This is a genomic window from Streptomyces spiramenti (assembly GCF_012034385.1).
In the GTDB taxonomy this organism is placed as follows: domain Bacteria; phylum Actinomycetota; class Actinomycetes; order Streptomycetales; family Streptomycetaceae; genus Streptomyces; species Streptomyces spiramenti.
The window spans coordinates 38,336-57,761 of sequence record NZ_JAAVJB010000008.1; the positions used below are offsets into that span (position 1 = coordinate 38,336).

At 71.9% G+C, this 19,426-nt stretch carries 14 protein-coding genes and 1 pseudogene; 2 read left to right on the forward strand and 13 right to left on the reverse strand.

The window, feature by feature from the left end; genetic code table 11:
• Positions 1–251: 251 nt before the first annotated feature.
• From HCJ92_RS02330 to HCJ92_RS02345, 4 genes are all read right to left on the reverse strand, one after another.
• The gene (locus HCJ92_RS02330; RefSeq protein ID WP_167931677.1) at positions 252–863 is read right to left on the reverse strand and encodes an ATP/GTP-binding protein; all 612 of its coding nucleotides are present in this window, start codon (positions 861–863) and stop codon (positions 252–254) included.
• Positions 844–1,254, reverse strand: a complete 411-nt coding sequence (locus HCJ92_RS02335) for a DUF742 domain-containing protein (protein ID WP_167931679.1) — start codon at positions 1,252–1,254, stop codon at positions 844–846. Before HCJ92_RS02335 ends, HCJ92_RS02330 begins: the two co-directional genes overlap by 20 nt.
• Positions 1,255–1,317: 63 nt before the next feature.
• Positions 1,318–1,731 carry a roadblock/LC7 domain-containing protein gene (locus HCJ92_RS02340; protein WP_167931696.1) on the reverse strand — a complete coding sequence of 138 codons (414 nt, stop codon included), beginning with the start codon at positions 1,729–1,731 and terminating at the stop codon, positions 1,318–1,320.
• Positions 1,732–1,742: 11 nt separating this feature from the next.
• The gene (locus HCJ92_RS02345; protein WP_338053979.1) at positions 1,743–5,300 is read right to left on the reverse strand and encodes a sensor histidine kinase; all 3,558 of its coding nucleotides are present in this window, start codon (positions 5,298–5,300) and stop codon (positions 1,743–1,745) included.
• A 495-nt stretch (positions 5,301–5,795) separates the two neighbouring features.
• On the opposite strand from HCJ92_RS02345, the gene HCJ92_RS02350 reads away from it, so the two are divergent.
• Entirely contained in the window at positions 5,796–6,026 is a 231-nt protein-coding gene (locus tag HCJ92_RS02350) for a hypothetical protein (protein ID WP_167931644.1), read from the forward strand.
• Positions 6,027–7,383: 1,357 nt separating this feature from the next.
• On the opposite strand, the gene HCJ92_RS02355 is transcribed toward HCJ92_RS02350, so the two are convergent.
• The 9 genes from HCJ92_RS02355 to HCJ92_RS02390 all read right to left on the reverse strand — a co-directional run bounded on the left by HCJ92_RS02355 (position 7,384) and on the right by HCJ92_RS02390 (position 18,393).
• Positions 7,384–7,590, reverse strand: coding sequence for an acyl-CoA carboxylase subunit epsilon (locus HCJ92_RS02355; protein WP_167931682.1), 207 nt, complete (start codon positions 7,588–7,590; stop codon positions 7,384–7,386).
• Between the two features lie 79 nt (positions 7,591–7,669).
• A complete protein-coding gene (locus tag HCJ92_RS02360; protein ID WP_167931684.1) occupies positions 7,670–9,253 on the reverse strand; it encodes an acyl-CoA carboxylase subunit beta in 1,584 nt (527 codons plus the stop codon).
• A 239-nt stretch (positions 9,254–9,492) separates the two neighbouring features.
• Positions 9,493–11,109 carry a citramalate synthase gene (gene cimA / locus HCJ92_RS02365; protein WP_167931686.1) on the reverse strand — a complete coding sequence of 539 codons (1,617 nt, stop codon included), beginning with the start codon at positions 11,107–11,109 and terminating at the stop codon, positions 9,493–9,495.
• Positions 11,110–11,578: 469 nt separating this feature from the next.
• Positions 11,579–12,679, reverse strand: a complete 1,101-nt coding sequence (locus HCJ92_RS02370) for a branched-chain amino acid aminotransferase (RefSeq protein WP_167931688.1) — start codon at positions 12,677–12,679, stop codon at positions 11,579–11,581.
• A 262-nt stretch (positions 12,680–12,941) separates the two neighbouring features.
• Entirely contained in the window at positions 12,942–13,982 is a 1,041-nt protein-coding gene (locus tag HCJ92_RS02375) for a 3-isopropylmalate dehydrogenase (RefSeq protein WP_167931690.1), read from the reverse strand.
• 128 nt (positions 13,983–14,110) lie between these two features.
• Positions 14,111–14,245, reverse strand: a complete 135-nt coding sequence (locus tag HCJ92_RS25270) for a hypothetical protein (protein ID WP_275942232.1) — start codon at positions 14,243–14,245, stop codon at positions 14,111–14,113.
• 424 nt (positions 14,246–14,669) lie between these two features.
• Positions 14,670–15,440: an HAD family hydrolase gene (locus tag HCJ92_RS02380; protein ID WP_167931691.1), complete on the reverse strand. Its 771-nt coding sequence runs from the start codon at positions 15,438–15,440 to the stop codon at positions 14,670–14,672.
• Between the two features lie 239 nt (positions 15,441–15,679).
• A complete protein-coding gene (pruA, locus tag HCJ92_RS02385; protein WP_167931692.1) occupies positions 15,680–17,311 on the reverse strand; it encodes an L-glutamate gamma-semialdehyde dehydrogenase in 1,632 nt (543 codons plus the stop codon).
• A gap of 155 nt (positions 17,312–17,466) precedes the next feature.
• Positions 17,467–18,393 (reverse strand): proline dehydrogenase family protein, encoded by a 927-nt coding sequence (locus HCJ92_RS02390; protein ID WP_167931693.1) that lies wholly within the window; start codon positions 18,391–18,393, stop codon positions 17,467–17,469.
• A gap of 249 nt (positions 18,394–18,642) precedes the next feature.
• Between HCJ92_RS02390 and HCJ92_RS02395 the strand changes: the two are divergent.
• Positions 18,643–19,426, forward strand: a pseudogene (locus tag HCJ92_RS02395) (PucR family transcriptional regulator); the annotation flags it as partial.

The following is a 19,426-nucleotide window of genomic DNA, read 5'->3' on the forward strand; positions in this document are numbered from 1 at the left end:
CGGTCGTGGGAAGACCCACACGGGGGGGGACGCACACCGGACGGATGGTGTGGCGTGGGGCACATGCGCCCGCCGAAGCGCGAGGTGTGGGCCGAGGGGCACACACGCGCGGGCCGGCCGACGGGGCCGCGGGCAGCGGCTGACAAACAGCGCCGCGAGGGACGACCGGGCCCGGGACCGAGAACCGGCAGACACAAAGAAGTCGGCCGCCGTCCCGAAAGGAACGGCGGCCGACTTCGAAGTTCCGGGCGTCAGCCCAGGCGCGCCATGAGTGCGTGCTCGACCAGCGTGATCAGGGCGGACTTCGCGTCCGACCGGTGCCGCGCGTCCGTCGTGATGATCGGCGCGTCCGGCCCGATCTGCAACGCCTCCCGCACCTCCTCCGGCGAATACGGCTGATGCCCGTCGAACCCGTTCAACGCAATAACGAACGGAAGACCAGAATTCTCGAAGTAATCAACCGCAGGAAAACAATCCGCAAGACGACGCGTATCGACCAGCACCACCGCACCGATCGCACCACGCACCAAATCGTCCCACATGAACCAGAAACGATCCTGCCCCGGCGTACCGAACAGATACAGAATCAGATCCTGATCCAACGTGATACGACCGAAGTCCATCGCCACCGTCGTCGTGGTCTTACCACCGGTGTGCGTCAGATCATCGATCCCCGCAGACGCAGACGTCATCACCGCCTCGGTCCGCAGCGGATTGATCTCCGACACAGCCCCCACGAACGTCGTCTTACCCACACCGAACCCGCCCGCGACCACGATCTTCGCCGACGTCGTAGACCGCGCCGCGGCCCCGGAACCTGCCGGAGCCGCACCGCCCCCACCGCTAGAGCTTCCGAAGTCCACTGAGCACCCTTTCAAGCAACGTCACATCAGGCTGACCACCCGGCTCACCCTCATGACCAGGCTGATGAATAGCGACAAGCCCGGCCTCCGCCAGATCGGCGACCAGAATCCGAGCCACACCCAACGGCATCGCCAACAACGCCGAAACCTCGGCAACCGACTTGACCTCGGCCATGCAGAGCTGGCAGATCCGCTGGTGTTCCGGCAACAGCCCTTGGAGCTGAACCGGTTCGACGCTGGTACTGACCAACGCCTCGATGGCCAACTGGTACCGGGGCCTGGTCCGGCCACCGGTCATCGCATACGGACGCACCAGTGGCTGATCGCCGTCATCGTCGTACGGCCCGTGATGCGTGCCGTAGGAACCCTGTGAGGCGGGCGGGGTCGTCATAGCTCCTCCGGGTGGACATGAGGTCGGCGATGCGGACAGTGGTGCTCATGTGGGGGAGCTGGGTCAGTTGAGAATGCTCGTCTGGAGCTCGGCCCGCAGGTCGGGGGTGAGGACGGCGCCCGCGCGGTCGACGAGGAGCGCCATCTCGTACCCGACGAGGCCGATGTCGGCGTCCGGGTGGGCGAGCACCGCCAGCGACGAACCGTCCGAGATCGACATGATGAAGAGGAAACCGCGCTCCATCTCCACCACCGTCTGGTTGACCACGCCGCCCTCGAAGATGCGGGAGGCGCCGGCCGTCAGCGAGGTGAGCCCCGAGGCCACCGCCGCCAACTGGTCGGCACGGTCACGCGGGAAACCCTCGGACAACGCGAGCAGAAGACCGTCGGCCGACACCACCACCGTGTGCGACACCCCGGGGGTGTTGGACACGAAGCTGGTGATCAACCAGTTCAGGTTCTGGGCCGCCTGACTCATCGGGCTGTTCATCAACGCTCCTGCCGGTAGGGGGAACCGAGTCCCTGTCCGGTGTTCTCGCCACCGGTCGTCGTTCCCGCCTGACGGCCCTGCTGGATGCCGCGGCGGAGATTGGTCAGTCGGCCCCGGACATCGCTGGGAGACCGGGAGACCTGCGGGCCGGTCGGCGCCACCTTGGTCTCCTTCTCCTTGGCGGTGCCGGCGACCAGGTTGGCACGCGGTACGCGCCGGGGAAGCCCCGAGGTGGTGACGCCACCGGCGGCCGGGGAGCGCAACTGCTCCGCACGGCGCCACCGTTCGTCGTTGGGCGATTCCCAGTTGGGTCCGTTGCCGGTCGCCGGCGGCGCCGCTGGCGTCTCGGGCCGGGACGGGGGCAGCTCCCGCGGGGCGGGCGGCGCCGGGGCGGGCGCCGCGGGGGGCTGGTGCGCCTGCGGCGGCGCGGAGGCCTCGCGGGGCAGCTCGTGCGGGGCCGGGGCGCCGTTCCGCGCTCCGAACCAGGTCGACTCGACCTGCTCGAAGATCGGGGTGCGCTCCGAAGGCCCGCCCGCGCCGTAGTGCTGCCCCTGGTGCAGCGCCGTCTGCTCCTGCTGCGGCGGCGGGGTGTAGTGCCCGAAGAGGTCGTGCGTCCCTTCCGCCTGCTGCGACCCGATGGCCGGCATCTCGGTGGTGGGCTGGTGATCGCCGGGCCCGGGACCGCTGTAGCCGTGCTGCTGCCCGTGGCGGTCGCCCGTCCGGTTCCCGTGGGGCCCGCCGCCGTACGCGCCGTGCGGGTCCTGCCCCTGCGGTGCGTGGTGGACGCCGAACGGTCCGGTGAGCTCGCCGGTGTCCCCCGGGGAGGAGACGGGGCTGGTGAACTCCGTCGCCCCACCGCCGCCCTGGTGACCGCCCTGCGCCGGGTAGCCACCGGTCGCCCCTTGACCGTGGCCCGACTGCTGCCCCGGGTGACCGGCGCCGCCGACGTGCCCGTGCGGCTGGCCCTGACCGGGCGGCAACGCGCCCGCCGGGGGGTAGCCCCCGCCGTCCACGGCCGGGAACTCGCGGGTCGCGGAGAAGTCGTCGCCCGCGGGGTACTGCCCGGGGGCGTGGCCTGCGCCGAAGCCCTGGTCGTGACCGCGCGGGGCCTCGCCGTCCTGCATCGGGGGTATTCGCCCGGTGTCCTCACCACGGCTCGCCCAGCTGGGACGGTCCGCGGGACGCGCGGCGTTGCCTGCCCCGGGGGCCTGGCCGGTGGGGCCGGGTCGCCCGCCCGCCGGCTCGGCGTCCTGGGGACGGGCCGTGCCGGGGCGGGAAGGGAGCGCCGCCCGGGTGGGCGGAGCGGACATCTGGTTGCGGTTCGGCGGCCCGCCGACCTCGGCGTCGCCGGGCTGGCGGCGCGGCGGCGTCTCACGGCGCAGCGTCGCGGACGGCGGTTCGGCCGCGCCCCGGGCGGCGGCCCCGTTCGGGGCGGGCTTGGGACGCCCGGCGGTCTGGGCCACCTCGGCGGGCAGCATGACCAGCGCGGTGGTGCCGCCGGAGTCCGAGGGACGCAGCTGGATGCGGATGCCGTGCCGGAGCGACAGACGGCCGACCACGAACAGGCCCATGCGGCGGGAGACGGAGACGTCCACCGTCGGCGGGTTGGCCAGTCGCTCGTTGATTTCCCCGAGGTCCTCGGGGGAGAGGCCGATGCCCGTGTCGTGGATCTCGACGAGGATGCGCCCGTCGGGCAAGGCGTGACCGGTGACCTTGACCTTCGTCTGCGGCGAGGAGAACGATGTCGCGTTCTCCAGCAGCTCGGCGAGGAGGTGCACGAGGTCGTTGACGACGCGGCCGGCGACGTCGGTCTTGGGGACCGCCGACAGCTCGATCCGCTCGTACTGCTCCACCTCGGACGCGGCGGCGCGCAGCACGTCCACGAGGGGGACGGGGCGGGTCCAGCGACGTCCGGGCTCCTCGCCCGCGAGGACGAGGAGGTTCTCACCGTTACGACGCATGCGGGTCGCGAGGTGGTCGAGCTTGAAGAGAGAGGCGAGCTGGTCGGGGTCGGCCTCGCGGGACTCCAGCTCGGAGATCAGCGACAGCTGCCGCTGGATCAGGCCCTGGCTGCGCCGCGAGAGGTTGGTGAACATCGCGTTGACGTTGCCTCGGAGCAGCGCCTGCTCGCCGGCGAGGCGGACCGCTTCGCGGTGCACGTCGTCGAACGCCTCGGCGACCTTGCCGATCTCGTCCCGGGTGTGGACACCGACCGAGGCGACCGAGGTGTCGATGTCCTGCGGGTCGGCCTCGCTCATCTGGCGGACGACCTCGGGCAGGCGCCGGTGGGCGACTTCCTGCGCGGTGTCCTGCAGTCGCCGCAGCGACCGGACCATGGAGCGGGCGACGACGAAGGCGCCGACGAGCGAGATGCCGAGGACGAGGATGATCACGGCACCGTTGAGGATGGCGTCGCGCTGTGCCTCGTCGCGAAGCTGCTCCGCCTGGCGCTCCATCTCGGCCAGCAGGGTCTGCTCGATGGAGTCCATCGCGTCGACCTTGGAGCGCAGCAGGTCGTAGGCGTCCTGGTCGGAGAGCTGCTCGTCCGCCAGCGCGCCCTCGGCGTCGAAGACGCGGTCGGCGAGCTGACCGGCGCTCACCACGTTGGCGATACCGCCGTCGAGCGGCTCGGTGATCTCGTCGTTGCCGTAGAGCTGCTGGAAGCTCCGCATCGACGCCTGCTCGTTCTGCTGCGCCGTCTTGCCGTAGCGCCAGTCGCTGGACGAGAAGCCGTCGCCGCCGCGGGCCGAACCACCGCTGATCATGGCGCGCTGGATGGAGGCGTATTCCTTCGCGGCGGAGAACGCGGCCAGCGCGCGGGTGGAGTTGATCATCTCCTCGTTGCTGGTGGCCAGGGCCATGTCCTGGGAGAGCGCGAGGAGGGAGTCGATCAGCTCGTTGTAGCGACTGACGGTCTGGGATATGTACGCCGGGTCGTCGTACGCCTCGTCGCGGATGTCGCGGAGCTGGTTGAGCTGCCGGCCGATGCTGAGCACGCGGTTGCTGATGCCGGAGAGGGTGCTGTCGTCGCGGTCGATGCCGAGTGTCGCGTCGGCGAATGCGGACCGGGCACCGTCGGTGCGGTCGCGCAGCGTCGCGATGTTGCTGCCCTTGGCGCTGCTGTCACTGATCAGCGGCCCGGCGGAGCGGTCGCGCTCCTCCTGGAGCGCGGTCGCCAGGCGGGTCGCCTGCCGCGTCATGTCGGTGAGCAGCTGCATGTTGTCCAGCTGCTCGATGTCCTGGTTGGTGTCCTGGATACGGAAGACACCGAGCGCGGTGGCCGCGACGACGGGAAGAGCGATCAGCGAGACCAGGCGGGTGCTGATGCGCCAGTTGCGCATCGCCAACCGCGAGCCGACGGCGTTGGCCTCGGCGGGGTCGGTCTCGGGGACCGGGCCTTCGCCGACGCGCTCGGGGGCGGCGTCGTCGGTGCTGCCCGCGGCATGGAGGGGCTCGCCACCGTGGGGCTGCTGCCCTGTCGCCGGGCTGCTGCCCGACGGACCGCTGGGCCCCGCCTCCCCGGTGGCACTGCCTTCCTTCTTGAAACGTCCCTGCACTAGCGTCGCAACCTCTGGACAAGGCGCCCCACCGCTGCTGCGGCGGAACGGTGTTGAACCTGGAGCCAGGAGCTCCGTGGCGGTCGTGGGTGACCTTAGCGTCCCCGGATCGGCCGGCGTCGTGGTGGTGGTGTGCACCTGCGGCGTGACGGTCGATATCCCACGCGGTCCGTGGAATTCCAGCACAGAGCCACATCTCCAACAAGGGCCGGGATCACTCCTGGGCCATGATTGACGCTCCGCGCGCACCCCACCACGAGCCGTGGGGGGCAAGTTCGGAGGAAGCGGACTTTTGCTCGTCACCGCGCCACCGCCGCCGCCGCGCGACCAGGACGCGCAGGACCACCGGAAGTCGGCGCGTGCACCCATTGACCGTCTTTGTCCCGGCGGGCCACCGCACCGGAATGGCGCCTTTGCATCCCCTCTCGTGATGAACCTCACAGGCGATCACCTGGGGCTTCGGCGTGGCGAGCCGACCGCCCGTCCTAGCCTCTGGTGGATGAGCCGTCCGGCGGCGAACCGAGCAGGACCGACGAAGAGGCAGCCCTCGTGAAGACGACACTCAGCAACCGCCCCACCGCCAACCCGCGTCGCACCACCCTCGTGCACCTCGCGGACACCGCAGACCTCACGCCGGAGGCCGGCCCCGTGGCGGAGTCGGTCGTGCTGCCGACCCAGACGGCGAACCCCCGCCGCACGACGCTGGTGGACCTGCCCGACGCGTGACGTCGCGACGGCGTCCCGGGCCTGAGGGCCCGGGGCACCGTCCGGACGAGGCGCGGTCACGTCGTCCGCGAACCGGGACCCGGTGGAGCCGATTCGGTGGGCTCTTCCGGGTTCTTGCCTTTCCGGGGCGGGCGAGGGGCGCGGCGTCGTGCAGTCCTCTTCCCGTGTCGGCCCACTGCTCCTCCCCCACCGCCGGCGGCACGAGGGGCGACGAGCGCGGCAGTGACGGGGCGTGGGGCGTGACGAGGCTGGCGCAGGAGGCCGGGCGCCGGGCAGATCGCGGGAGGCTCCCCGGAGGCCACGGGCGCGCCGGTCGGCGGCGCGGGACCTCGGCCCGCGAGGTGACGACGTGTCGGTGGCGGCTGCGCGGTGGGGCGCCGTGGCTCGTCGGACACTCGCGACGCCGCGGGTGAGCGGCCGACCCACGCGGTGGGGGCTGCCCCGGACAGCACCGAACGGGTGGTGCGGGGCGGGCCGTCGGCGGGGTGCCGGCCCGCACGGTGGCGGTACACGGGGGCCCGGGGCCGGCCGTCGGTCGGGGATTTCACCCTCGGCGTCCGGAGGCGGGCTCGGACGCGGAACGGCGCCCCGCCGGGGGGCGGGGCCGGCCGCGACACGTCACGGTGCCCGCGGGGCCGTGTCCGCGGTCGGCACGGGGCGGTGGCGGTGGCTCGTCACGGCGCCGTCGTGGCCGCGCGACGTGACACTCCGCACGGTGCGGGGCGGCGGCCCGCCGACGCGGGACCGGTGCGGCTCGGCCTGCCCGGAGGCGGCGGTGTCGAGCCCCGTCCACGGCGCCATGAGGCGCCGCCCGCTCGACCGTCCGGGGGCTTCCCGGCGCCCTCCCCCGCCGGGACTGGGCGGTCCCGGGAACCGGACGAAGGGGCCGCGTCGCACGCCCGATGGCACGGCGCGCCGCTGCGCTGGGTGGTGGTGGCCGCCGTGGGCGCGGGCCCGGCGGGGTGACGACCGGCCTCCGCACGCCCGGTCCGTCCCACGTGCGCTGCCGGAGCGCCGCACCGCCGCACGCTCCCGGGCGTGCGGCGGTGCCCGACGCACCTGCTCAGAGCGTGTTTGAGACCCCACGTCGGCTTAGCTCGCGGCGCCAGATGCGGTCAGCTGCACGGCGGAGGGGAACCCTCATACCGGGTTGTATTCGGGTGTTCCTGACAACGCAGCAGGCGGCCGTAGCTGGCGTCGCGGGCCCGGCGTGGGGTCTCAAACGCGCTCTCAGCGCCGGAGGCGCCGATCCGCACCGCCCGGTGACGGACCCACGGTGGTGGAGCGGCACCCCCCCCCGCAGAGGCGCTCCGGGTGGCGAGGCCGGTGACGGGGCGCGGGCCGGGATGCCCGAAGGTCAGTGCTGCCAGCTGTGGGCGGAGCGGAAGCCGGTGGTCCGCTCCAGTCGGCGCCAGCCGACGGAGGTGCGGTGGACGGCGACGGGGCGCGGCGTCGTCTCGCGGGCGCGGCCGGCGCGGGCGATCAGCAGAGCGGTGACGGCGGCGAGCTCCTCGTCGCTGGCGTTGCCCCGTTCGACCCGCACCAGGTTGGTATCGGTGGTCATGTGGTTCTCCCCTCAGATCTGTGTGGCTGCGGTGATCGGTTCGATGCCGCCCGGCCCGCCGCCGTGGCGGCCGGCCGCGTCACTGCGGCGGGTTGCCGTGCTTGCGGGAGGGCAGGTCGGCGTGCTTCGTCCGCAGCATGTCGAGCGAGCGGATGAGGACCTCCCTGGTGTCGGCCGGGTCGATGACGTCGTCGACGAGGCCGCGCTCCGCGGCGTAGTAAGGATGCATCAACTCGGCCTTGTACTCCTTGACCATGCGGGCGCGCATGGCCTCGGGGTCCTCCGCCGCGGCGATCTGCCGGCGGAAGATGACGTTGGCCGCGCCCTCGGCCCCCATGACGGCGATCTCGTTGGTCGGCCAGGCGTAGGTGAGGTCGGCGCCGATGGACTGCGAGTCCATCACGATGTAGGCACCGCCGTACGCCTTGCGGAGTACGACGGAGATACGCGGCACGGTCGCGTTGCAGTACGCGTAGAGCAGCTTCGCTCCGTGGCGGATGATGCCGCCGTGCTCCTGGTCGACGCCCGGCAGGAAGCCGGGAACGTCGAGCAGGGTGATGATCGGGATGTTGAACGCGTCGCACATCTGCACGAAGCGCGCGGCTTTCTCCGACGCCTCGATGTCGAGCACGCCGGCCAGGGACTGCGGCTGGTTGGCGACGATGCCGACGACGCGGCCGTCCATCCGGGCGAGCGTGCAGATGATGTTGGTGGCCCAGCGCTCGTGGATCTCCAGGAACTCCCCGTCGTCCACCAGTTCCTCGATGACCTGCCGCATGTCGTACGGCCGGTTGCCGTCCGCGGGCACCAGGTCGAGCAAGGCCTCGCCGGACCGGTCCGTCGGGTCGTCGCTCTCGATGACCGGGGGGTTCTCCCGGTTGTTCTGCGGGAGCAGCGAGAGCAGGTACCGGACCTCCTCCAGGCAGCTCTCCTCATCGTCGTACGCGAAGTGCGCGACGCCGGAGGTCCCCGCATGGACGTCGGCACCGCCGAGGCCGTTCTGCGTGACCTGGGCCCCGGTGACCGCCTGCACGACGTCCGGCCCCGTGATGAACATCTGCGAGGTCTCGCGGACCATGAAGACGAAGTCCGTCAGGGCCGGGGAGTACGCGGCGCCACCGGCGCACGGGCCGAGCATCACGCTGATCTGCGGGATCACTCCCGAGGCGCGGGTGTTGCGCTGGAAGATCCCTCCGTAGCCGGCGAGCGCGCTGACGCCCTCCTGGATCCGCGCGCCCGCCCCGTCGTTCAGCGAGACGAGCGGGGCGCCGGCCGCGATCGCCTTGTCCATGATCTTGTGGATCTTCTGCGCGTGGGCCTCGCCCAGCGCGCCGCCGAAGATCCGGAAGTCGTGGGCGTAGACGAAGACGGTGCGACCGTGGACGGTGCCCCAGCCGGTGATGACGCCGTCGGTGTAGGGCTTCTTGTTCTCCAGCCCGAAGCCGCTGGCACGGTGACGGCGGAGCGGCTCCATCTCCTGGAACGAGCCTTCGTCGAGGAGCAGGTCGATACGCTCGCGCGCCGTCAGCTTGCCCTTGGCGTGCTGCGCCTCGGTGGCCTTCTCACTCGGGCCCCGGACCACCTCGTCACGGATCGCACGCAGTTCTGACACGCGGCCACGGGCGTCGGGTGACGGCAGGGAGGTCTGGAGCTGATCGGTCATGTAAAGACCCTACGAAACCGGCGGCCCGGAACACCTCGTGGGATCCGTACAGTCTCCGTCCCGTTTTCATGGTCCGGACGAACAGATCGCCGGGGTCCCGCGCGGTCGGCGCGCACCACGGGGCGCGTTGCGCACGTGGCGGGCGGGGGGGGGCGTGTGGTTGCTGCCCCGTGCGGGGCGGCCGCCGCCCGGGGCGCGGGCAGCCCGGGACCGGCGCCCCGTGCGGGGCGGCGGGTCGGTCAGTCGGTGGGCTCCAATCCGGCCCTCAGCAGCCCGAAGGTGTAGGCATCGTCCAACGCCTGCCAGGAGGCGGCGATGACGTTGTCGGCGACGCCCACCGTCGACCACTCGGCCGAACCGTCACTGGTTGTGACCAGAACGCGCGTCGTGGACTCCGTTCCCTGCGTGCCGGCCAGGATCCGGACCTTGTAGTCGACGAGCTGCATCCGGGCGAGTTCCGGGAAGGTCCGTTCCAGCCCGTTCCGCAGCGCGCGGTCGAGCGCGTGCACCGGACCGTTTCCCTCTCCCCCGGCGATGACGCGCGTCCCCTTCGCCCAGAGCTTCACGGTCGCCTCGTTCTCGAGTCCGCCGTCGGCGCGTTGGTCGGTGATCGTGCGCCAGCTCTCCAGGCGGAAGAAGCGGCGGACGCGGCCCAGCACCTCGTCGCGGAGCAGCAGCTCGAAGGACGCGTCGGCGGCCTCGTAGCTGTAGCCCTGGAGCTCACGCTCCTTCGTCCTCTCGACGATGCGGCCCACCAGGTCCCGGTCGCCCGCGAGGTCGTAGCCGAGTTCCTTTCCCTTGAGCTCGACCGAGGCGCGACCGGCCATGTCCGAGACGAGCATGCGCATCGTGTTCCCGACCCGCTCGGGATCGATGTGCTGGTAGAGGTCCGGGTCGACCTTGATCGCCGACGCGTGGAGACCGGCCTTGTGGGCGAACGCGGAGATGCCGACATAGGGCTGGTGCGTCGCCGGGGAGAGGTTGACGACCGCGGCGATCGCGTGGGAGATGCGGGTCATCTCCGGGAGGCAGCCCTCGGGCAGAACCCGGCGGCCGTACTTGAGCTCCAGCGCCGCGACGACGGGGAAGAGGTCGGCGTTGCCGACCCTCTCGCCGTAGCCGTTGGCGGTGCACTGCACCTGGCTCGCGCCGCCGTCGACCGCGGCCAGCGTGTTCGCCACGGCACACCCCGTGTCGTCCTGCGCGTGGATCCCGAGACGGGCCCCCGTGTCGGTGAGGACGGTGCGGACCACCGCCTGGACCTGTGCGGGGAGCATGCCGCCGTTGGTGTCGCAGAGAATGACGACCTCGGCTCCGGCGTCGTGGGCGGTCGCGACCACGCTCCGCGCGTACTCCGGATCGGCAGCGTATCCGTCGAAGAAGTGCTCGCAGTCGACGAAGACGCGTCGGCCGCGGGAGCGGAGGTACTCGACCGTGTCCCGCACCATCGCGAGGTTCTCCTCCAGTGTGGTGCGGAGGGCGAGTTCGACGTGCCGGTCGTGGGACTTGGCGACGACGGTGACGACCGGGGCGCCGGAATCGACCAGCGCCTTGACCTGCGGGTCGTCCGCTGCTGCGATGCCGGCCTTTCGGGTCGCGCCGAACGCCACGAGCGTGGCGTGGCGGAAGGTGATCTCCCGCCTGGCGCGCTGGAAGAACTCGGTGTCACGGGGGTTGGCCCCCGGCCACCCGCCCTCGATGTAGCCGACGCCGAACTCGTCGAGCAGCCGGGCGATGGCGAGCTTGTCGGCGACGGTGAGGCTGATTCCCTCGCGCTGGGCACCGTCGCGGAGGGTGGTGTCGAAGACGTGGAAGCCGTCGCTCGGCGGAGCGGTGGCCGGGGCGTCCGTGGTCATGGCGGTGAGACTCCTGTCGGTGGACACGCTGCTGGGGCGTGCCGCTCCTGCTGCCTCCGACTCGCGCGGGGCGTCCTCCGGTGGGGTGGTCCGGAAAACGAAAAGACCCCTCGCGGATGCGAGAGGTCTGCGCGCGGGTCCTGGCACTGTTCGCCGCTGCCGCCGAATGGTGGGACGGTCAGGGGCCGCTGGGGACCGGCGCGCTGTCACCCATAATCATGGAGAGCGAAAGCACGCCTTGAGTGTTCCACACAGGTTCCCGGGCCGCCTCCCATGTCTCACCATCCGGACCGCGTACGGGTGGGCCGGCGCGCACCGGTCGAAGCGCGTTCACCGCGGCGCACGGGGCGGGGGCGTGGAACGAGACGCGTTGCGCCCCACTCCGCGCCCCGGAGCGCACGGTGCCGGCCCGGACGGCGGAGGCGGGCACCGTGCGTCGCGCCGCTGGGCGACGCCGTCCGCAAGGGAGTCAGAGAACCCGGTGGAGCCACCCGTGCGGGTCGGGCGCGAGCCCGGACTGAACGGCGAGCAGCTTCTGGCGCAGGAGGGTGGTGAGGGGGCCGGGCCCGCCGTCGCCGACGGTCCAGGAAGCGCTGGTGGACTTCACCGAACCGACCGGGGTGATCACGGCCGCGGTGCCGCAGGCGAACACCTCGGAGATGGACCCGTCGGCGTTGCCCTGGCGCCAGTCGTCTTTGGTGAGGCGGATCTCACCGGTGGCGTAGCCGAGGTCCTCGGCGATCTTCAGCAGCGAGAGCCTGGTGATGCCGGGGAGCAGCGTCCCCGTCAGCTCCGGCGTGAGGACCCGTGCGTCGTCGCCGGTGCCCTCGACGAAGTAGAGGTTCATTCCCCCCATCTCCTCGATCCAGCGACGTTCCACGGCGTCGAGCCACACGACCTGGTCGCATCCGTGCTGAGCGGCCTCGGCCTGGGCGACGAGCGAGGCGGCGTAGTTGCCCGCGCACTTCGCCTCGCCGGTGCCGCCGGGAGCGGCCCGCACGTACTCCTCCGAGAGCCACACCGAGACGGGCTTCACCCCGCCGGGGAAGTAGGCGCCGGCCGGGGAGGCGATGACCATGAAGAGGTACTCGTTGGCCGGGCGGACGCCCAGGCCGACCTCGGTGGCGAACATGAAGGGCCGGAGGTAGAGCGACTGCTCCGGCTCGCTCGGCACCCACGCCTCGTCCTGGCGGATCAGCAGGTCGATGGCCTCGACGAACGTCTCCTCCGGGAGTTCGGGCATCGCCAGCCGACGCGCCGATCGCTGGAACCGGCGGGCGTTCTCCTCCGGACGGAAGGTCGCGACTCCGCCGTCGGGCTGCCGGTAGGCCTTCAGCCCCTCGAAGATCGACTGCGCGTAGTGCAGCGTCATGTTGGCGGGGTCCATCTGCAGCGGCGCGTAGGGCTGGAGCCGGGCGTCGTGCCAGCCCCGGCCCTCACTCCAGCGGATGGTCACCATGTGGTCGGTGAAGTGGCGCCCGAAGCCGGGTGCGGCCAGCACCGCCGCGCGGTCCTCGTCCGACAGTGGCTGTGCGGACGGCTTGAGGTCGAAAGCCAGGGGCGTCGTCATCTGCGGGTCCTTCGCTGGGTGTGTGGGCGGACCGCGCCTCCTTCTCGGGCGCCGCGCACCGCGTCCGTGCACAGTACTAGGACGTCCCAGCAGAGGTGGCCGCGGCGGCGTCGAGCGGTGGTGGAGGCGGTCCGGTGCGCGGCGGGGCGGCCGGCACGGGGCCGACGCCGCGCCGAGCACGGGGCGACAAGGAGGCACCGCACCGCCGGAGTCCGGTCGGTGCGGTGCGGGTACGGCGTGACGACCCTGTGGGGCCCTGCCGTCAGGCGGTTACTCGCGAGGCGAGGGCGTCACCGATCGCCGAGGTGGTGCGCGGCGCTCCGTCGCGCGAGGCGAGGTCCGCGGTGACGGCGTCCTCGATCTTCTCGGCCGCAGCCTCGTGACCGAGGTGTCGGAGCAGGAGGGCGGCGGAGAGGACCGTCGCGGTGGGGTCGGCCTTGCCCGTCCCCGCGATGTCCGGGGCGGAGCCGTGCACCGGCTCGAACATCGACGGGAAGGCCCCGGTGGGATTGATGTTGCCGGAGGCGGCGAGCCCGATGCCACCGGTCACGGCAGCCGCGAGGTCGGTGAGGATGTCGCCGAAGAGGTTGTCGGTGACGATCACGTCGAACCGCTCTGGCTGGGTCACGAGGAAGATGGTGGCGGCGTCCACGTGCAGGTAGTCGGTGGCGACGCCGGGGTACTCGGCGCCGACACGCTCGACCGTGCGGGACCACAGGTGACCGGCGTGGACCAGCACGTTGTTCTTGTGCACCAGGGTCAGCTTCTTCGCCGGCCGAGCCGCGGCCCGCTCGAAGGCGTCACGCACGACACGCTCGACGCCGTAGGCGGTGTTGAGGCTGACCTCGGTGGCGACCTCGGCCGGCGTTCCGGTGCGCATGGAGCCGCCGTTGCCGACGTAGGGGCCCTCCGTGCCCTCGCGGACCACGACGAAGTCGATGTCGGGGCGACCGGCGAGGGGAGTGGCGGTGTTGGGGAACAGCCGGCTGGGGCGCAGGTTCACGTAGTGGTCGAACGCGAAACGCAGCTTCAGCAGCAGACCTCGCTCCAGCACGCCGGAGGGTACGCCGGGGTCGCCGACGGCGCCGAGGAGGATCGCGTCGTGCCCGCGGAGCTGTTCCAGCTCCGCGTCGGGGAGTGTCTCCCCGGTGGCGTGCCAGCGACGTGCACCGAGGTCGTACTCGGTGGTCGCGAGCTTGACGTCCGAGGGCAGGACGGCGGAGAGGACCTTAAGCCCCTCGGCCACCACCTCGGGGCCGATGCCGTCACCGGGGATCACTGCGAGATCGATACTGCGAGCCATGTGGGGAACCTACTATCTCGGTCCACTGTGTGACACGGTCCGTCCGCGATGCGGACGGAGAAGGGTGGTCGCACGAGCACCTCGGGGCCGCGAACGGCCCCGCCGGCGGGGTCGAGCGGTTCCACCGGTCAGTGTCCGGTCGAACCGCCGTTGTCGCGTCGGTCCATCGCGCGCTGGAGCGCGTCGGCGGCACTGCGACGCTCGGCGTCGTCGGCGCGGGCGGCGTGGCGGTGGCGGACACGGGTGGGTGCGTTCGCGGGCATGGGTGTGCTCCTCAACCGTTCGGAACCCGGCTTGCGGGAACGGGGTGCAGATATCGGGAGCCGCGGGGCGGGGCCTCGGCGCGTCGGGGGTCACCCGACCTGATGCGCAGGCCGCTGTCGCCGTTCGCTGGATGATGCGAGAACGTTCGGCTCCTACAAAGCTAGAGCACGCTGCCGTCCGTGTCTCCACAAGTAGGCGGACGTCCTAGTATCTGAGACGCGATCATGTGCCCCCGCAGGTCACGGCGGCACCGCCCGCCCCGCCCCACCCGAAGGCTTCACCGCCCGGACGGGGCGTGGACGCCCCACGACCCGGCGCGCCCGACCCGTCGGACCGCACGACGGAGAGGCATGCCCGTGCGACGGGCGGGGGACGGAGAGGCCGGCCCCTGCGACGGGCGGGGCGCCCCGCCCGCCCCGCCCGTCACCGCTGGAGCGTGCCCGCACGGGTGTCGCCGGGCGGCCCCGGCAGAGCACCCGCGGCCGACGGTGCCCCGGGGGCGGCGATCGCCGGGAGCAGCTCCGCGAGGCCGGTGATCCGCGCTACCGCGGCGGTCTCCTCGGTGGGCACCGTGCCGGAGCGGTCCAGCCATACCCCGGTGAGCCCCGCGTCGGCCGCGGCCCGCGCGTCCGTGTCCCACCGGTCGCCGACATAGGCGACCTCCTCAGGCTCCAGGTTCATCGCCATGCAGGCGGCGTGGAACGCGTCCGGGTCCGGTTTGGCGCATCCGAGGTCGTCCGAGCAGACGAGCACCTCGAACCGGTCCCGGATGCCCAGTCGCCGGAGTTTGTGGTCCTGGAAGCCGGCGGCCGAGTTGGACAGCAGCCCCTGGCGCAGCCCCGCCGTCTCGACGGCGTCGAGGGCGGGGAGGACGTCGGGGAAGATCCGCCACTCGTCCTGGAAGTGCTCGCGGTACCGTCCGTACCAGCCGTCCGCCTCCTGGTCGGTGAGGACGCGCCCGAGGAAGCCGCGCACACGCTCGCGGCGGTGCTCGCCGAGGGTGAGCTCCCCCTGCACGAAGCGCGCGTAGTGCAGGCACATGACCTCGTGCCAGCGTCTCACGGCGTCGCCGGCTTCCGGCTCCGTGAGGACGATCCCCTCGGCTGCCAGATGTCTGAGCACGCCTGCACGCTCGGCGCCGGAGTAGTCGAAGAGGGTGTCGTCGATGTCCCACAGGACTGCACGGATCGGCATCTTTCGGGGCCGCCTTTCGGTGCGGTACGCGCACGTGCGCCTCGGAGCGATGGTAAGCACGGTTCTCCCGCCGGCGGCGTCCCACGGGGCAGAGAGCGCCTCACGCGGAGACTCGCGCGCCACGGGACGCGCGGGCCGCCCGGTGGTGCGCGAGCGGGTGGGACACAGAGCCGGCGGGGCCGCCCCGTGCACGGCGCCCGGGTACGCGGGTGGACGTCGCGTGAGGACGTCCGGGCGGATCAGCCCATGTGCGGGTAGCGGTAGTCGGTCGGCGGGACCAGCGTCTCCTTGATGGCCCGCGTCAGCGTCCAGCGCATCAGGTTCTGCTTGGCGCCGGCCTTGTCGTTCGTGCCGGAGGCCCGACCGCCCCCGAACGGCTGCTGTCCGACGACGGCGCCGGTGGGCTTGTCGTTGATGTAGAAGTTGCCCGCGGCGTAGCGGAGCACCTCCGCCGCGTGCGCGGCGGCGGCGCGGTCGCGGGCGATCACCGCGCCGGTCAGGGCGTAGTCGGCGACCGACTCCATCTGGTGGAGCATCTCCTCGTAGCGGTCGTCCTCGTAGACGTGGACGGCGACGATCGGTCCGAAGTACTCGTCCCGGAAGATCTCGTTCTCGGGGTCGGTGCAAGTGATGACGGTCGGCCTGACGAAGTAGCCCGTCGAGTCGTCGTAGCTGCCTCCGGCGACGATCTCGCAGGTCGGGTCGGCCGCGGCGCGGTCGATGGCGGCCTTGTTCTTGGCGAAGGCCCGGTCGTCGATCACGGCGGAGAGGAAGTTGGAGAGGTCGGTGACGGGGCCCATGCCCAGCCCGTCGACCTCGGCGACCAACTCGTCACGGAAGCCGTTCTCCCAGATGGAGGCCGGGATGTACGCACGGGACAGGGCGGAGCACTTCTGGCCCTGGAACTCGAACGCGCCGCGGGTCACCGCGGTCCGCAGCACCGCGGGGTCGGCGGACGGATGGGCGACGAGGAAGTCCTTGCCACCGGTCTCGCCGACGATCCGGGGATAGCCGCGGTAGTTCTCGATGTTCTCGCCCACGGTGCGCCACAGGTAGCGGAACGTCGGGGTGGAGCCGGTGAAGTGGATGCCGGCGAGGTCGCGGTGGTGCAGGGCGATCTCGGAGACCTCCTTGCCGTCACCGGTGAGGAGGTTGATGACCCCGGGGGGCATCCCCGCTTCCTCCAGGAGCTCCATGAGCAGCACGGCGGCGTGGGTCTGGGTCGGCGACGGCTTCCAGAGGACCACGTTCCCCATCAATGCGGGGGCGGTCGGCAGGTTGCCCGCGATCGCGGTGAAGTTGAAGGGCGTAATGGCGTAGACGAAACCCTCGAGCGGGCGGTGGTCGAGGCGGTTCCACACGCCGGGCGCGTTGGCGACCGGCTGCTCGGCGAGGATCTCGCGCGCGTAGTGGACGTTGAAGCGCCAGAAGTCGATCAGTTCGCAGGGGGTGTCGATCTCGGCCTGCTGGGCCGTCTTGGACTGGCCGAGCATGGTGGAGGCGGCGAGCTTCTCCCGCCACGGACCGGCGAGCAGTTCGGCGGCGCGCAGGATGACGGCGGCACGGTCGTCGAACGACATCGCGCGCCAGGCCGGCGCGGCGGCGAGGGCCGCGTCCACGGCGTCGCGGGCGTCGTCCGCCGTGGCGTTCGCGTAGGTGCCGAGCACTGCCGCGTGGTTGTGGGGTTGCACCACGTCGAAGCGGTCGCCGCCGCCCATGCGCTTGACGCCGCCGATGGTCAGCGGCAGGTCGATCGGGTTGCCGGAGAGCTCCTTGAGCTGCTGCTCGAGTCGAGCTCGCTCGGTGCTGCCGGGTGCGTAGGTGTGCACCGGCTCGTTCACCGGCACGGGGACCTGGGTCACAGCATCCATGGCCATGGGCTCCTTCGTGTGGGTCGCTTCGTCGGGTCGCGTGGTGGTCGGTTGTCGTGGTGGCGGGGACGCCGGATCCGCACCGTGCGTGGTCGGCGCCGCGCGCCGACGGCCGCCCCGTGCGCGCCCCGCGAGCCGCGCACGGGGCGCGTGGTTCAGCCCCGGCTGACGAGCGAGCGGGCGAAGAAGGCGAGGTTCGCGGGTCGCTCCGCCAGGCGTCGCATGAAGTAGCCGTACCAGTCGGTCCCGTAGGGGACGTACACGCGCATGCGGTGCCCCGCCTCGGCGAGGCGGTGCTGCTCGGCCTCCCTGATGCCGTAGAGCATCTGGAACTCGTACTCGCCCGGCTTGCGCCCGAAACGGGCTGCCAGCGCCTCGGTGATCGCGACGAGGCGCGGGTCGTGCGAGCCGATCATCGGGTAGCCGCCCCCGGCCATCAGGGTCTTCAGACAGCGCACGTACGCCCGGTCCACCTGGTGCTTGTCCTGGTACGCGACGTCGGCGGGCTCCCGGTAGGCACCCTTGACCAGCCGCACGCGGGAACCTGCCACGGCCAGAGCCGCGCAGTCGTCCTCGGTGCGGTACAGGTAGGACTGCAGCACCGCTCCGGTCTGCGGGAACTTGGCGCGCAGGTCGGCGAGGACGGCGAGCGTGGAGTCGACCGTGGTGTGGTCCTCCATGTCGAGCGTAACCGTCGTGCCCGCGGCGGCGGCGGCTTCCACGACCGGCAGCACGTTGTTGTGGGCGATCTCGTGGCCACCGGGGAGTGCCTGTCCGAAGGCGGAGAGCTTGACCGACATCTCGGCCCGTTCGCCCAGTCCCTCGGCGGCCAGCGCCTCGGCCAGGGCAAGGTAGGCGTCACGGGCGCGCAGTGCCTCGGAGGCGTCGGTGACGTCCTCACCCAAGTGGTCGAGGGTCACCTCGAGTCGACGGTCGGTGAGGGACCTGACCGCGGCCAGCGCGGAGTCCAGCGTCTCGCCGGCGACGAAACGGTCGACCACTGGGCGGGTGACGGGGGCGGATGCCACCACTCGGCGCAGCCCGTCGCTGCGCGCGGCGGCCAGAAGCACGGGACCCAGCACGGGGCACCTCCACTGAAACAGTCCGACGGATCTCTCACCCGCAATCTAAGGATCACGCGCGGCCCGTCCCATCGACATGTGTCACGCCGCCGTGGCCGTGATCTCATACAGATGTATGAACGTCCCGGCTGCCGCAGAATGGGCGCGGGTACGGGAGCCCCACCTCGAGGGGGACGGTCGGCCCCGCGTCGCCTCTCCGGTCGGCGCGGAGCGGAGGCACGGCGCGGGCGCGAAGAACGGTGGCGGAGGATGCGGGCGGACTTTCAGGAGCTGGTGGACGAGGTGTCCGCGTTGCTCGACACTCCCGCGACCCTCGAGGGCAGGGACTTCGGACTGATCGCCTTCGGCGCGCACGACAGCGACGACGACCGGGTGATGGACCCCGTGCGGACCAGTTCGATCCTTCGGAGGGGCTCCACGCCGGCGGTGCGCGCATGGTTCGAACGGTTCGGCATCACGCGGGCCGACCGGCCGGTCCGTATCCCGGCGGCACCCGACGCCGGTGTCCGCACGGGCCGCATCTGCCTCCCCGCGCGCAGCGAGGGCGTGGTGTACGGGTACATCTGGCTGCTCGACGACGGCGCGCTGTCGCTGGACGACCCTCGGCTGGCGACCGCATGGGGCGTGGCGGAACGGGCGGGGGCACTGCTCGCCGCTCAAGCCGGTGCCGGTGCCCGCAGCGGCGACCTCCTGGCCGAGCTGCTCTCGGCCGGGCCCGCCGGGGCGGAGGCGGCAGCCGCCGCGCTGGCGCCGGTGGCGCGTGTGGGCACCGGCGAGGCACTGGCAGTGGTGACCGTAGCCCCGTGGGCCGGCAGGGGCAGCACCCCGGCGGGTGTCGTGCCGGGGGTAATCGCCGCGTGCGTGGTGCCGAACGCGGACGGGGCGGCGCTCGCCGTGCTGGTCCGTCTCCGGAGCGACGGCGCGGAGGAGCGCGCCGTCGCGGCGGCGCGAACCTCCGGGGCCTTGGTCGCCGACATCCTGCGGACGCTCCGCGGCCGTGCCGAGGCCGGTACCAACCTCCTGGACATCGACC